Raw genomic sequence first — 13,446 nt, forward strand, 5'->3', positions numbered from 1 at the left:
GGTGTTTATCGGCGGGTTGCGTACATGCGGGCACGGTGCAGAGCCCGCGCAAAATGCTGTGCACGCTGAACCGACTCCGGGCCGTCAGCAGTCGCAGAAACACGCACCGCAATATCCTCGCGGCGCGCATCGCCGGTGAAGCCGTGGTCGGCATTGCACTGCGGATCCTGGCAGCCGGCAGGAGCCAGCTCCATGTGCAGCGAACCGGTCCACGCAATCTGGAAGGAAATCTCAGTCGGGGCGGTGCTACCGGCGTTGTACGCCTGCGGCTGGCTGAAACCGTAGCTGATGGTGACCGCGTTCAGGGCGCTCAGGTGCACCGCCTCCACGCTCACGTGCGCCACGGTGCCCTGCGCGTCACCTTCAAGGTGCTGGTCGTCCAGGTGCGCAAAGATGACGTGCTCGCCGCAGAGCACCATCACGGTGATGTGGCGGTGAAAATCATCGCGTGAGAAGTGGGTTTCATGCTGTACGAAGTGCGCGTCCGGGTTCATGCCCGCCAGCGCGTCATCCACCACTTCCAGCACGAGGTCGGGGTAGAAACCGGCATGCTTAATATCTGCGACCAGTTGCTCGCGTTCAGGGGTGGTGGCGTACATCGTACCTCTTTCGTGCGGTGCCCTCATGAGGCGACGTCGGTCGGCGCACACGATGAAGGCGGTTAGGTATTACTACCATCTACCTTAGAGGGTTCCAGCCGGGCTGTGCTACTTGACCACGCTAATACAGGCTCATATGACGGCGTGCGCTCCCCCGGTACGCTTCGGTTACTGCCCTGTAACCGGCTTGGCGCACCCCACAGATGACGCTGACCAGCCAGCCCGTCTCCTCCACTCCCACCCGCTAAAATAGGAGGAGCGAAAACACACCGACACGAGGAGATATATGGCTCGCCGATCCAAATCCGCCGTCAGCGACTACCCGGTGGATGTGGTAGAGAATATCGTCGACATCGACGTATCCGCCGAGATGGAAACCAGCTTCCTGGAATACTCCTACTCGGTGATTTATTCGCGCGCCCTCCCCGACGCCCGCGACGGCCTCAAGCCCGTGCAGCGCCGCATCCTCTACATGATGCAGCAGATGGGTCTGCGCCCCGACAAGGGCCACGTCAAGAGCGCCCGCGTGACCGGCGAGGTCATGGGTAAGCTCCACCCGCACGGCGACGCCGCCATCTACGACGCGATGGTGCGCCTCGCCCAGCCCTTCGCGCTGCGCCTGCCCCTCGTTGACGGTCACGGTAACTTCGGCTCCCTCGACGACGGCCCGGCAGCCGCCCGATACACCGAAGCACGCATGGCACCCGCTGCGCAGGCACTCACCGCGGACCTCGAAGAAGACGTGGTTGACTTCGTGCCGAACTACGACAACCAGTTCATGCAGCCCTCCGTGCTGCCCGCAGCGTTCCCGAACCTGCTCGTCAACGGCACCACCGGCATCGCGGTCGGCATGGCGACCAACATGGCGCCGCACAACCTGCGCGAGGTCATCGCCGGTACCCGCCACCTCATCGCCCACCCCGAGGCGACCCTCAAAGACATCATGAAGTTCATCCCCGGCCCCGACCTGCCTACCGGCGGCACCATCGTGGGTCTGGGAGGTATCCGTGACGCTTACGAAACCGGCCGCGGCACTTTCAAGACCCGCGCGAAGGTCTCCATCGAGCAGGTCAGCCCCCGCAAGCAGGGCATCGTTGTCACCGAACTGCCGTACATGGTCGGCCCCGAAAAAGTCATCGAAAAGATCAAGGACGGCGTCAACTCCAAGAAACTCACCGGCATCTCCGACGTGGTCGACCTGACCGACCGCACCAACGGTCTGCGCCTCGTCATCGAAATCAAGAACGGCTTCAACCCGGAGGCGGTGCTCGCTGCCCTCTACAAGCACACTCCGCTTGAGGATTCCTTCGGCATTAACAACGTGGCGCTCGTGGACGGTCAGCCGCAGACCCTCGGTCTGCTCGACCTGATGCGCGTGTACATTGACCACCGCCTGAACGTGGTCCGCCGCCGCACCGAATTCCGCTTGGGCAAGCGCACCGACCGCCTGCACCTGGTGGAGGGCCTGCTTGTGGCGATCCTCGACATTGACGAGGTCATCCAGATCATTCGTGAGTCTGATGAGACCGCTCAGGCACGCGAAAAGCTGAAGGTCGTCTTCGACCTGACCGACACGCAGGCGAACCACATTCTGGAGCTGCGCCTGCGCCAGCTCACCAAGTACTCCCGCCTGGAGTTGGAAGCAGAACGCGACACCCTGCAGCAGGAAATCGCGGAATTGCAGCGTATCCTTGGCTCCGATGCGGCGCTGCGCGAACTGGTCTCCGAGGAGCTCGCCGAGGTCGCCGAACGCTACGGCACCGACCGCCGCACCCAGCTCAAAACCAAGGACGAGATGCAGGTCGCCATTGAGGCCGTCACCGCGCAGTCCAAGGCGAAGAAGAGCCTGGGCCTCACCCTCGAAATCGCGGACGATCCCTGCTGGGTGCTGCTTTCGGCATCCGGCATGATGGGACGCACCCCCGGCAAGCCCATCCGCGAGGCGCTCGTGGATCCCGGCAAGCGTTTCAAGCACGACGTGTTCACCTCGATTGTGCCGACCACCGCGCGCGGCGAGATCGGTGCCGTGACCTCCGCAGGACGCATGGTGCGTCTGTCCGTCATGGACATTGCGGTGCTAGACGAGAACGGCGGTACCCCCTCCATGGCGTCGGCGGTGAAGGCCGCCGAGCTGGTTCAGCTCGCCAAGGGTGAGAAGCTGGTCGCCCTCGTACCGCTGAACACGGTGCTGGCACTGGCAACCGCGGGCGGCGTAATCAAGCGCCTGAACCCGGATTACCCGCTGAACCAGACCGAGTGGGACATCATGAAACTCAAGGACGGCGACGAAATCGTAGCCGCCGCCCCCTGCCCCACCGACGATGCGGTGCTCACCTTCGTCACCCGCGACGCGAAGCTACTGACCTTCGACGCGGCAAAGGTCCGCCCGCAGGGACGCACCGGCGGCGGTATCGCAGGCATCAAGCTTGCCGACGGTGACCGCCTCATCGCCCTGGGTGTGACCGCGCCCGGCGACGCGGCGGAGGTCGTGACCGTCACCAACGGCAAGGACGGCCTGGCGAGCGCCAAGGTCACCGCCCTGAGCGAGTACCCGCAGAAGGGCCGCGCGACCGGTGGTGTGCGTGCGCACCGCTTCCTCACAGGTGAGAGCCAGCTGGCTCTGGCGTGGGTGGGCGTGGGCCCGGCGAAGGCGGCGTCCTCCGGCGGTGTGGCTCGTTCACTGCCGACCGAGCACGGGGCCCGTGACGGTTCCGGTGTGATGCTCACTCAGAGCATCGGCATTGTGGGACCGAACTATGCGGCTGTTTCTGCTGCGCTGGCGGTTAGCCCGGAGGGTGAAAAGCTCTTCTAGGCGCGCCGTTCACGGCCTTTCGGCCTCAGGTTGCTAACGAAGCCTGGGGGAATCCGCGCAGATATAACATGCAGAGCAATGTGCCCAGAAAATTTTGCACACAGAAATGCCCCGGTACTTTCACGAAGTACCGGGGCATTCCTCGCAGTTTCTTGCGTTCAATCTCGCCCGTGGTGGCTACGCTCAGCGGCGTTTAGAGGCGAACCACCTCATCGCAGCGGGCAATATCCTCAGGACGGTGCGACACCAGAACCGTAGCCACGGAGCTGGAGCGGGTCGCCGCATCCAAGTCAGCCATCAGCGCGCGGGCAGACTCAGCGTCCAGGTGCGCGGTCGGCTCATCCAGCAGCAGCACCGGCGAGTTCACCAGCAGGGCACGAGCCACCGCCAGACGCTGACGCTGACCACCCGACAGGAAGGAGCCGCCAGCACCCACCGGGGTGCGCAGGCCCTGAGGCAGAGCGTCAAACCACTCGCCCAGACCCACACGGCGCAGAACCTCAATCAGCTCTTCCTCGCTCGGGCGATCCGAACGGTCACGAGCCAGCATCAGGTTACCCTCAAGGGTCGACTCGAAAATGTGAGCCGCCTGCGGGCACCACGCCGCGTAGCCACGTAGCTGCTCATCCTCCAGGACCTCACCGGAAGCCAGCACACGGCCGGACTCCAGCGGCAAGAAGCCCAGAACGGTTGCAAGCACCGTAGACTTACCGGAACCGGAGGGGCCAGTCACCGCAGTCCAGGAGCCCGCACGGGCGTTCATGTTCAGGTCGGTGAAGACCGGGTGATCCATGCCGGGCCAGCGGGCGGCAGCGTCCTGGAGGCTCAGGGCGGGGTCGGTGACCTTCACGCCAAGCTCCTGCGGGGTACCGCAGCTGACCAGGGTGGGTTCGCCGGGCTTCGGCGGGCGCGGGGTATCGCTCTTAGAACCAGCCGCAGATTCGGGGCGGGCAAAACGCTGGGCACGCTGACGGTCAGCCTCCAGCAGCTCCTCCATCTCTGCCTCCGCGCGGGCACGCAGACGCTCAACACGACGCGGCAGAACGTGGGTGTCCACCTCAGCCTCGGTCGGCACGGAACGCTTCAGGGTCGAGGTGGCAACAACACCCTCCAGGGATACGTCGCGCACGCTCGGGGCAATCGTAGCGAGCAGGCGGCTGAACGCGGGCCAGGAGCGGACCGCCTCAACATGGCCCAGGGAGCTTTCCAGCATGCCGGTGCACAGCAGCACCACAATCGCCGCTTCGGGGGCACGCACGGTGCCGTCAACAGCCAGCGGGTACGCAATGACTGCGCTCGCCAGAGCCGCACCGAACCAGCTCAGGGTCACGAGGGTACGGCCCACGCCCTGAGCGGTCGAGCCCTTCTGCAGGGCGGACAGGTTCTCGGCGTCCAGAGCGCCGTTAGCCTTCTCAGCGGTGGTTGCCACGCCGTTAGCGCGCAGGTCCTCAGCCGCCGAGAGCATGCCGGCACCCAGGCGCAGCATCTGCGCGGTGGAGCGGCGAGCCAGCGCCTCCGCACGGGCATCGGCGCGAAGCACAATCCACGGAGCCACAAAAGTGCTAACCAGCACGGCAAGCAGAACCGGAATCAGAGCCTGCGGCAGAATGCACGCGGTCGTAATCAGCGCCGCGATCATGACCAGCAGGTGCGCAGCCGGCGGAATAATAACGCGCGGCACGCCGTCCCGCAGCTCATCAATACCGCCCACGAGGCGTTCGAGCAGCGCGTCACCACGCAGCAGGGCACGAACGCTGCTCACGCTCTGCCATGCGCCAACCCAGGCGCGCAGACGCAGAATATTTGCGGCGGCAAGAACCTTCGAATGGGTCATCAGACGCTCAGCGTAGCGGGCGCAGGCACGACCCAGGCCGAAGAAACGCACACCCACAATGGCGACCATCAGGTACATCATTGCCGGGCCCTCGGCGGCGCGAACAATCAGCCAGCCGGACAGCGCGGTCAGTGCCGCAGCCATCAGGGAAGTAATCGCAGCCATGATCACCGGGCCGGTTGCGGCGCGAACACCGATACCGGTCAGTTCCTTCAGGGTGCGCAGGCTTGCGAACAGGCCGGCAGGCTCGGCTTCCTCGGCCTCGGCAGCTGCGGAGGCGCCCGCCGGGGCGGTGCTTTCAGCCTCGTACTCTTCCCTGTCCTTGAGCAGGTGCGCGGGGGCTTGCGCGGGAACCGCAACGCGGGCGGTGTTCGCCTCGGCAGTCCAGGTGTAGCCCTGGGCGGTCTGCACGGCACGAACGAGGGTATCGCAGCCAGCGGCGAGCTCCTGCTCGTGGGTCACAATCAGCACGGTTGCGCCAAGCTCCGCCAGGCGGTGCAGGGCGCGGGTCACCAGGTATGCCGAGTAGGCGTCCAGGTGCGCGGTCGGCTCATCCACCAGGACCGTCAGCATGGTCTGTTCACCGCCGGCACGGTAGATAGCCTCGGCACGAGCCAGGGTGCGTGCCACGGCGAGGCGGCGCGCCTGACCAGCACTGAGGGCACCGGGTTCAAGGGCGGTCAGCTTCTGCATGCCCAGCTGAGCCAGCGGGCCAACCAGCAGCGCGGACTCGGCATCGGTGACGGACAGCTTCTTGGAGTCCATCGCTTCACCGAGCAGAGCGGCTGCACGCTCACGCTCAGCCTCGGTAGCGCTGAGTGCGTAGAGAGCCATTTCGGTCTGCACGGTCGGCGCGGTGAAGACCGGCGACTGCGGAATAACTAGGGTGGTTCCCAGACCGGTCACGCTACCGGTCAGGTGTACGGGCTCCTCCGAGCCGGTGGGCACCAGACCCTCGCGCACGGCACCGGAGAACACGTTCAGCAGGGTGGACTTACCGCAACCGGACTCACCCATCACGCCGATAACCGCACCGCGCTCACCGTTGCCGGTGCCAACGCGACGGTCCAGGTTCAGGGACAGGTTAGTCAGCACGGCAGGACGCGCCGGGTAGCTCACCGACAGGTCCTCAACAGCGATGGTGGAAGGCTGAGCCTTCTGAGCTGCCGAATCCTGTGCAGACGAATCCTGCGCATTCGAGTCCGCAGCGGCGGCGGGCAGGGGCGCATCAATAATCTTCTGGGCGCTACGCAGGGCGGCAACGCCGTCCTCCGACTGGTGGTAGGCGGCACCCACATCACGCAGCGGCTGGTAGCATTCGGGAGCCAGCAGCAGCACGAGAATTGCGGTGTCCAGGCCCAGGGTGCCGTTGACCAGGCGCACACCAATCAGCACAGCGATCAACGCCACCGAAATGGTGGTGATGAGCTCCAGCGCAAGCGAAGACATGAAGGCGCTACGCAAAGTCTGCATGGTGCGTTCACGGTAACGCTGGCCGAGGGCGTTCATGGAGCGGGTCTGTGCACGTTCACGGCCCAGACCGATAATGACGGGCAGGCCGCGCACCAGCTCCAGAATATGGTCGGAGAGGCGGTGCAGTTCAGCCTGAGCTTCTGCGGTTTCGTCGCGGGTGTTCTTACCAATCAGGATCATGAACACCGGAATAAGCGGCAGGGTGCATGCAAGCACCATGGCGCTCATCCAGTCTAGGGCCGCCACAACAACCCAGAGGATGAACGGCACAATCGCGGTGGACACGAACGCGGTCAGGGTCTTGGTGTAGTAGTCATCCAGAGCGTTCAGGCCACGGGACAGCAGCACAGCGGTCGCGCCGGTACCTTCGGGGGTGTCTGCGCCACCGGTGGCGAGCACACGCTTGAGCAGGGCGGAACGAATCTGAGACTTCGCTCCGGAGGCGGCACGCTGCGCGCTCACAGCCAGCAGGTAGTCAGTACCCGAGCGGACGAGCAGGGCAGCCACGGCGACCGCAATCAGGCCGGGGGTAATGGTGTCTGTGTCACCGAAGAGCTCGCCGAGGCCGAGCAACCAGCCGCCGTGTGCCTCCAGCTGTGCCTGCGCGGAGCCCGAGAACTCAATGTAGGCGCGGTACACGTCCGGGGCGCTGGTCTCTTTGAGGCGCGCGTGCTCGGCGGCAACAGCGGCGAAACCGGCGTGTGCCGCGCGGGCAATAATCACAGCCAGGGCGGCGCTGAAAAGCACCGTCGCGAGGGTGTGCACGGCGGTGATGACACCGAACGTGCTGAGGGTTTTACGGGCGTCAGGGCCCAGGGGTGGGCGGCGGTCAGCGCGGTCGTTGCGCTTTCCCTCGGTCATCTCTGGTGCCTCAGTGTTCTGATGTTTGTCAGCATGACGCGGTGTGTGCGTTCGACTCACGTGTTGTCCTTAGTCTTCTGCTGTTTTTACCTCCCATCAGTTTAAGGGGTGGGCTATCCAATACCTATTTGACCAGTCAAGTTTCGGATAATTGGCTGGTCCTCACCCAGCACTAGTTCTAACCGCGCATCGCATCGGCGGGGCTCTTGCGGGACGCCACCCACGCCGGGTACGCCGAAGATACCAGACCGGTAAGGGCGCCAACGCCCACGCCGAGCACCACGAATCCGGGTGAGAGAACCGCCTGCCAGCCCTGCACGAGCGAAAGAATAATCGTCGCAATCATGCCGGAGCAGGCGCCGATGGAGCCGCCGAGCACGCCGAGCATGACGCCTTCCATGAGGAAGATGCGGGCGATCAGCCATTTACTCGATCCGATGGCGCGGCGCAGCGCGATCTCTGCGGTGCGCGATTGCACGGACAGATACATTGCGGTTGCCGCCGAGAGGGAGGCGAGCACCAGCAGAATACCGGAGAGCACACCCACGTACAGACCCAGATCCGAGGCGATAGACGCGCGCAGGCTCTGCAGGTCGGAGGGGGTTTCCACGTTGATCTGGCTGGGTTCAGCGGGCTTGAGGGTTAGCGGAATAGCCTTGGCGACCGCCTTGCCGTAGCCCCGTTCGGTTTCGGCAATGTAGGTCACCTGGCCGCGTCCGGTGCGCTGAAGTGTGCCCGGCGAGACAATGACCGTGTTCCTAAATTCGTAGCCGCTATTGCCGGGGTCGAAGAGGCCGATGACCGGCATCAGCTGACCATCCACCCAGATGCTCACACCGGGTGCCACCTGCGGCAGTCCGCCGAGCTTAATGCCGTACTCGACGGCGGGTAGCTCGCCGGGGCGGGGCTCGGTTGTGGCGTTATCTGCAGCCTTATCTTCGGGAATAATGCCGAGGGCACGGGCAGCGGAGACCGAGACAATAGCGCCGGAGAGCTGCTCGGAGCGTTCACGGTCGGCAACGTTCTGCTGGGTGAGGGTCGAGTTCATCTGTTCGAGCGCACGCAGGGTTTCGGGGTTCATGCGGGCACCGATTTGCTCGAGCCGGGTCTTTGAGGTGGAGCTGAGGCCAATCGCCGTTTTGGGTTCGTCCTCGTAGGGGCTGAATCGGGTGATTCGCACGTCGGCGGGTGCCACGCTGCTGACGAATCCGGTGTTCTTCACGTAGTCCAGTGCGCTAATGCGGTCGGCAACATTCTGCGCGGATTCGCCCTGCCGGTAGGTTCCGAGCATGTTCTGGTCATTGTCCCTGTCGCTGATGTAGAGCGTGGATTGTTCGGATCCGAGCAGGCGCTGGTTCACCTGGTAGCTGGCGGATTCGCTCATGCCGGAGGCGCTGATGAGTCCGCCCACGCCCAGTGCGAAGGACAGACCCAGCAGCAGGGTGCGTAGCGGTCGTGAGGTGAGCGCCGAGATTGCCTCGATGCTGTCGTCGGTGAGGAAGCTTCCGCGGCGATGCGTAGCGGGCTTCTCCCCCGGTGCGAGGCTAGCGGGAGCATCTACCGGGGCACTTGCCGGGACTTCCGTCGGGGTGTCCCCTGCAACCGGCACAGCCTCAGCGACCGGTGCCGTAGCGGAATCGGCGCGGCTCTGCTCGTGTAGCCGTCCATCCTCAATGCGAATCACACGGCGGGCGGCGGCGGCAACCTCCGGGTCGTGGGTAATAACCAGCACGGTACAGCCGGTCGCGTTAATGCGCTGCAAAATCTCAATGACCTTGGCGCTATTGTGGCTGTCCAGGTTGCCGGTGGGCTCGTCGGCAAGAATCAGCGGCGGGCGCGTGGCGAGGGCACGAGCAATGGCGCAGCGCTGCTTCTCGCCGCCGGAGAGGTAGCGGGTGCGGATGCTGGCGCGGTCGCTCAACCCCAGAAATTCTAGGGTTTCTTCGGTGCGTTGCAGGCGCTCGCTGTAGGGTACGCCCTGCACGCGCAGACCCATGGAGGCGTTGGTCGTGCTGGTTTCGTCCAGCAGCATGTTTGAGGATTGGAAGATGAAGCCGAGGTGATCTCGGCGCATTTCGTCGCGTTCTCTGTCGCTGAGTCCTTCCGTGTTTTTGCCGAAGAGGCTGTAGGTTCCGCTGGTGGGAGTGTCGAGCAGACCAATGGCGTTGAGCAGGGTGGATTTACCGGAGCCCGACGGACCAATAATGGCGAGGAATTCGCCGCGTTCGACCACCAGGTCGAGGTGGTCGAGGACTGCTCGTTCGCTCCCCTCGAAAACACGGGTAATGCCGTGCATTTCGATAGCGGGCGCGGTACCGAGCCCGGCGGCAGGTGTAGCGGCGGACGCTACGTTGGGCGCAATTGTAGGCGCACGTCCTGGGCTTGTGTCTGGGGTTCTCTTACGGCGGCTCATGAGACAAGCACCTTCTGTCCCGTGCTGAGGTTTGCGTTGATTGCGGCGTATCCGCCGGCGGTGCGCAGGACCTCAACGTTGACTCGTTCGGTGGCGGGCGCGTCCTTGCTGGTCGAGGTGGAGCTTCCGCCCTTTTCAACGAGCACGTAGGTGCCCTGGGAGTCCTGGCGTACCGCGGTAGTCGGCACGGCGAGGGTGGTTGAGGTGTTGCCCTTACTGGTGATGGATGCGCTCTGCCCCGGAGTGAGCTTGCTCGGGTCGTCGGCGCTGAATCGCACGCTCTTTGCCGCACCCTTGGAGGGGTCGTTCTGCAGCTCACCAATGCTGGTGATGGTGCCCTCCACGCTGCCGGTGGAGGTACGCAGGCTAATGCGATCACCGACCTTGAGCTTGTTCGCGACGGCGAGTTCAACGCTGGATTCCACGTAGGGTTCGCTGGTTTCTACACTCGCGATGGGGTTGCCGTCGCTGATGAGCTGGCCGACTGCCGCAACTGCGGTGACGGTGTGGCTACCGGCGGGCAGAATCGCGTAGTTGCTTCGGGCAATGCTGGTGACCCCCTCGCTGGGCACGCCGGTCAGGTGCGCGCGGTGCAGGCGCGTGACGGCGTCGAGGGTGTCTTCGGTGACGGTGCCGCTCTGAGCGGTGGCGTACCCGGCGGAGTTCAGTGCCTTCTGGAAGGCGAGCACGTCGTCGCCGTTATCGCCCAGGTTGAGGTCGCGGTACAGCGGCAGCGGCCCTTCCAGCACGAAGACGGGGTCGGCACCAATAATGCCGATGAAGTCACCGGCTTTGAGCACGTTACCGGGCTTCTGGTTCTGGTAGACGAGCACCGGCTCACCGTTGGTGCGCGCGCTAATCGGGGCGGTCTCTCCCGCCTTGGTGGTTCCTGCAATGGCGAGTCCCTCGCTGACGGTGCGTTCTTCGACCTTCGCCCAGACCGGGATCACGGTTTTCGCTTGCACGGTCGGGTCGGGGCCTGTTGCGGCGTAGCGGGTGCCAAGGTAGAAGGACAGCATGAGCGAGCCGATGGCGAGGATTGCCAGCAGCAGGAGCACGCGGGGTCGGGCGATGCGCTCGCTAAAGCGGTGACCGCTGTTTTGGTTCTGTGAGTGAGTGGTCATGGCGGTGTCTTTCTAAACTGTGTCAGCGTTGCCTATTTCTTAGCGCTGTCTTTCAGCGTCCCGGTTTACTGGTGCTCCATAACGTACTGCTTGAACTTCTCGTCACGCTCACGTTCTGCCTTGCGGTCCTGCTCAAGCTGTGACTGGTACTTGCGGATGAGCGGCATCTGGTACTGAGCTTCCAGGTCGTAGAGCTGCTTGCTCATGCCGACCTGCTGGTTACATTCGGCCTGGATGGTGGCGATGCGAATCTCTTCTTCGGAGGCGGGCTCGTTGAATCCGTTGTTCTTGCTCAGCTGCTCAGCCAGCGGGGTTTCCTCGGCGACGGAGCCTGCCGAGCGAGGGGTGAGGCCGCGGTCTGAGACGCACTGCTTCCACTTCTCTTCGAGCTCGCGGTGCAGTTTGCTACCGTAAACGGCGTTACCCGCCTCAGTAGAGATACGACTGGATGTGGACTGCCCTTCATTCTCGGGCCTCTTGCCTTCGGGCACCGCGGCCTCCAGGGTCTCGCGGGCCTTGGGGTAGCATTCGGTGCGAAGCTTGTCCTCGGGGCTCATGCTCTCCCCCGAGTTATAGGAGATGGGGGCGGCTGCGTTGTTGGGGTCTCGCTTCTGAAAACCGTACTTCTGGGCGTACTCGACGTTCCAGGGACCGTACTTTCGTCCCAAATCACCGCGGGGTGCGCTTTCAGAATAGGGAGCCTGGATGGTGTAGTTCTGCCCGTGTTCGGCGAAGCACTGCTTCATGGCAATCTGCAATGCCATGTACTCGTAGTTGGTGCGCTCGTAGTAGAGGTAATCGTCCAGGGGCATCTTCACAATGTCCTGCTCCGCGTCGAAGACGGCGTGGACGCTTTCGTCGCGTTCCAGCGGCGGGTTGAAGAGCGAGCATGCGCTCAGCGGGAGCACGCCGATGGCCAGCAGGGCACCCGTGGCGAGCAGGCGGCGGCGCGTGCCGGTGCGAGGGGTAGTTCCGGTGCGAGGAGCGGATGCAGTGGAGCTACGGTTGAGGGACTTCATCGTTGAACACCTTTCATAAGAGTGAGTTGCTCACCACATTACACTTTTTGCTCCTTGCCGCGCTCGAATTTCGGGGGGGTGTGCACCAAAAATTTTTGCGCGCCCACTCATCTGCCGAGAGCTGCAGCCTCTGCGGGAATATCCTCTGTAGGAATAGTCCTCTGGGGGCATAGAAAAATCCCCCGAACTTCTCAGAAGAGAAATTAGGGGGATTCTTCAATCAGCTACATGCTACTTGGTCGGCAGTTCAGCCAGTTCGGTAGCGTCGTGAGCCTCGGGGATGTGATCCACGTGCAGACGCTTACGGAAGACCCAGTAGGTCCATGCCTGGTAGACGAACACGACCGGCAGACCAAGGCAGGTCACGAAGGTCATAACGCCCAGGGTGTACTCGGAGCTGGAGGCGTTCGCAATGGTGAGCGAGTATGCCGGGTCCAGAGTGGAGGGCAGAACGTTCGGGTACATTGCGGTGAAGATTGCCAGAGCGCCGAATGCGAGGAACACGGACAGACCAGCGAAAGCGCGACCCTCACGGCCACCCTTTGCGGAGATCCAAGCAATCAGAACAGCAACCACAGCCAGGATGGTGCACAGCCAGGAGATGCCGTTACCGGTGGTGAAGTCCAGAGTCAGAACCCATGCAACGATCGGCAGCAGCAGGACGGGAGCCCAGCGTACCAGGGTGTTGCGGGCACGGTCGCGGATATCACCGTCGGTCTTCAGGGCGATGAAGGCAAGACCCTGAACCAGGGCGAAGCCAACGAAGCCCAGACCGCCGAGCAGAACCGGCAGGGAGACCCATGCGAAGGCGCCGCCGACGCGGTCGCCGTTCTCGTTGATGGGCAGACCCATGGAGGTCAGACCGAGCAGAGCGCCGACGAGCAACGCGATGAAGAAGGAAGAAACAGACAGAGCGATGTTCCAGTTACGGATCCACTTCTCATCGTTCTTCTTACCGCGGTATTCAATGGCGACCACGCGCAGAATCAGGAAGACCAGCGCGAGGGTCAGGGGGATATACAGAGCCGAGAAGAGGGCTGCGTACCAGATGGGGAATGCTGCGAAGATAGCAGCACCGCCGGACACAATCCACACCTCGTTACCGTCCCAGACGGGGCCGATGATGTTCAGCAGCAGACGGCGTTCCTTCTCGTTCTTGGTGAACTTGGAACCCATCAGCATACCGACACCCAGATCGAAACCGTCGAGAATCATGTACATGATGAGGAAGACGCCAATGGCGACAAACCAGAGGGTGGGCAGGCCAGGCTGACCGGCAAAGATATTGAAATCAAAGTTCATGGTGAATCA

The 13,446-nt window shown here is 63.5% G+C and carries 7 protein-coding genes; 1 reads left to right on the forward strand and 6 read right to left on the reverse strand.

Features of this window, described 5'->3' with window-relative positions; genetic code table 11:
• Positions 1 to 5: 5 nt before the first annotated feature.
• A complete protein-coding gene (locus HMPREF2779_RS01435) occupies positions 6 to 599 on the reverse strand; it encodes a DUF5998 family protein (RefSeq protein ID WP_005506389.1) in 594 nt (197 codons plus the stop codon).
• A 286-nt stretch (positions 600 to 885) separates the two neighbouring features.
• Between HMPREF2779_RS01435 and HMPREF2779_RS01440 the strand changes: the two genes are divergently transcribed.
• Positions 886 to 3,411, forward strand: coding sequence for a DNA gyrase/topoisomerase IV subunit A (locus HMPREF2779_RS01440; protein ID WP_105360641.1), 2,526 nt, complete (start codon positions 886 to 888; stop codon positions 3,409 to 3,411).
• 193 nt (positions 3,412 to 3,604) lie between these two features.
• On the opposite strand, the gene HMPREF2779_RS01445 is transcribed toward HMPREF2779_RS01440, so the two are convergent.
• The 5 genes from HMPREF2779_RS01445 to cydB all read right to left on the reverse strand — a co-directional run bounded on the left by HMPREF2779_RS01445 (position 3,605) and on the right by cydB (position 13,437).
• The gene (locus HMPREF2779_RS01445) at positions 3,605 to 7,579 is read right to left on the reverse strand and encodes a thiol reductant ABC exporter subunit CydD/CydC (protein WP_233992187.1); all 3,975 of its coding nucleotides are present in this window, start codon (positions 7,577 to 7,579) and stop codon (positions 3,605 to 3,607) included.
• 178 nt (positions 7,580 to 7,757) lie between these two features.
• On the reverse strand, positions 7,758 to 9,875 hold the full coding sequence (locus tag HMPREF2779_RS01450; RefSeq protein ID WP_233992189.1) for an ABC transporter ATP-binding protein/permease: 2,118 nt from the start codon (positions 9,873 to 9,875) through the stop codon (positions 7,758 to 7,760).
• Between the two features lie 113 nt (positions 9,876 to 9,988).
• Entirely contained in the window at positions 9,989 to 11,116 is a 1,128-nt protein-coding gene (locus tag HMPREF2779_RS01455) for an efflux RND transporter periplasmic adaptor subunit (RefSeq protein WP_070687055.1), read from the reverse strand.
• Positions 11,117 to 11,181: 65 nt separating this feature from the next.
• Positions 11,182 to 12,135: a multidrug transporter gene (locus tag HMPREF2779_RS01460; RefSeq protein WP_083303622.1), complete on the reverse strand. Its 954-nt coding sequence runs from the start codon at positions 12,133 to 12,135 to the stop codon at positions 11,182 to 11,184.
• A gap of 231 nt (positions 12,136 to 12,366) precedes the next feature.
• Positions 12,367 to 13,437 (reverse strand): cytochrome d ubiquinol oxidase subunit II, encoded by a 1,071-nt coding sequence (gene cydB, locus HMPREF2779_RS01465; protein WP_049357651.1) that lies wholly within the window; start codon positions 13,435 to 13,437, stop codon positions 12,367 to 12,369.
• Between the last annotated feature and the right edge of the window lie 9 nt (positions 13,438 to 13,446).

Origin of the sequence: Rothia sp. HMSC069C03 (assembly GCF_001811075.1) — a bacterium.
Taxonomy (GTDB): Bacteria; Actinomycetota; Actinomycetes; order Actinomycetales; family Micrococcaceae; genus Rothia; species Rothia mucilaginosa.

Coding starts and splice junctions, on each gene's coding strand:
- HMPREF2779_RS01435 (WP_005506389.1), bottom strand. CDS start 599: ATGTACGCCACCACCCCTGAACGCGAGCAACTGGTCGCAGATATTAAG.
- HMPREF2779_RS01440 (WP_105360641.1), top strand. CDS start 886: ATGGCTCGCCGATCCAAATCCGCCGTCAGCGACTACCCGGTGGATGTG.
- HMPREF2779_RS01445 (WP_233992187.1), bottom strand. CDS start 7,579: ATGACCGAGGGAAAGCGCAACGACCGCGCTGACCGCCGCCCACCCCTG.
- HMPREF2779_RS01450 (WP_233992189.1), bottom strand. CDS start 9,875: ATGCACGGCATTACCCGTGTTTTCGAGGGGAGCGAACGAGCAGTCCTC.
- HMPREF2779_RS01455 (WP_070687055.1), bottom strand. CDS start 11,116: ATGACCACTCACTCACAGAACCAAAACAGCGGTCACCGCTTTAGCGAG.
- HMPREF2779_RS01460 (WP_083303622.1), bottom strand. CDS start 12,135: ATGAAGTCCCTCAACCGTAGCTCCACTGCATCCGCTCCTCGCACCGGA.
- cydB (WP_049357651.1), bottom strand. CDS start 13,437: ATGAACTTTGATTTCAATATCTTTGCCGGTCAGCCTGGCCTGCCCACC.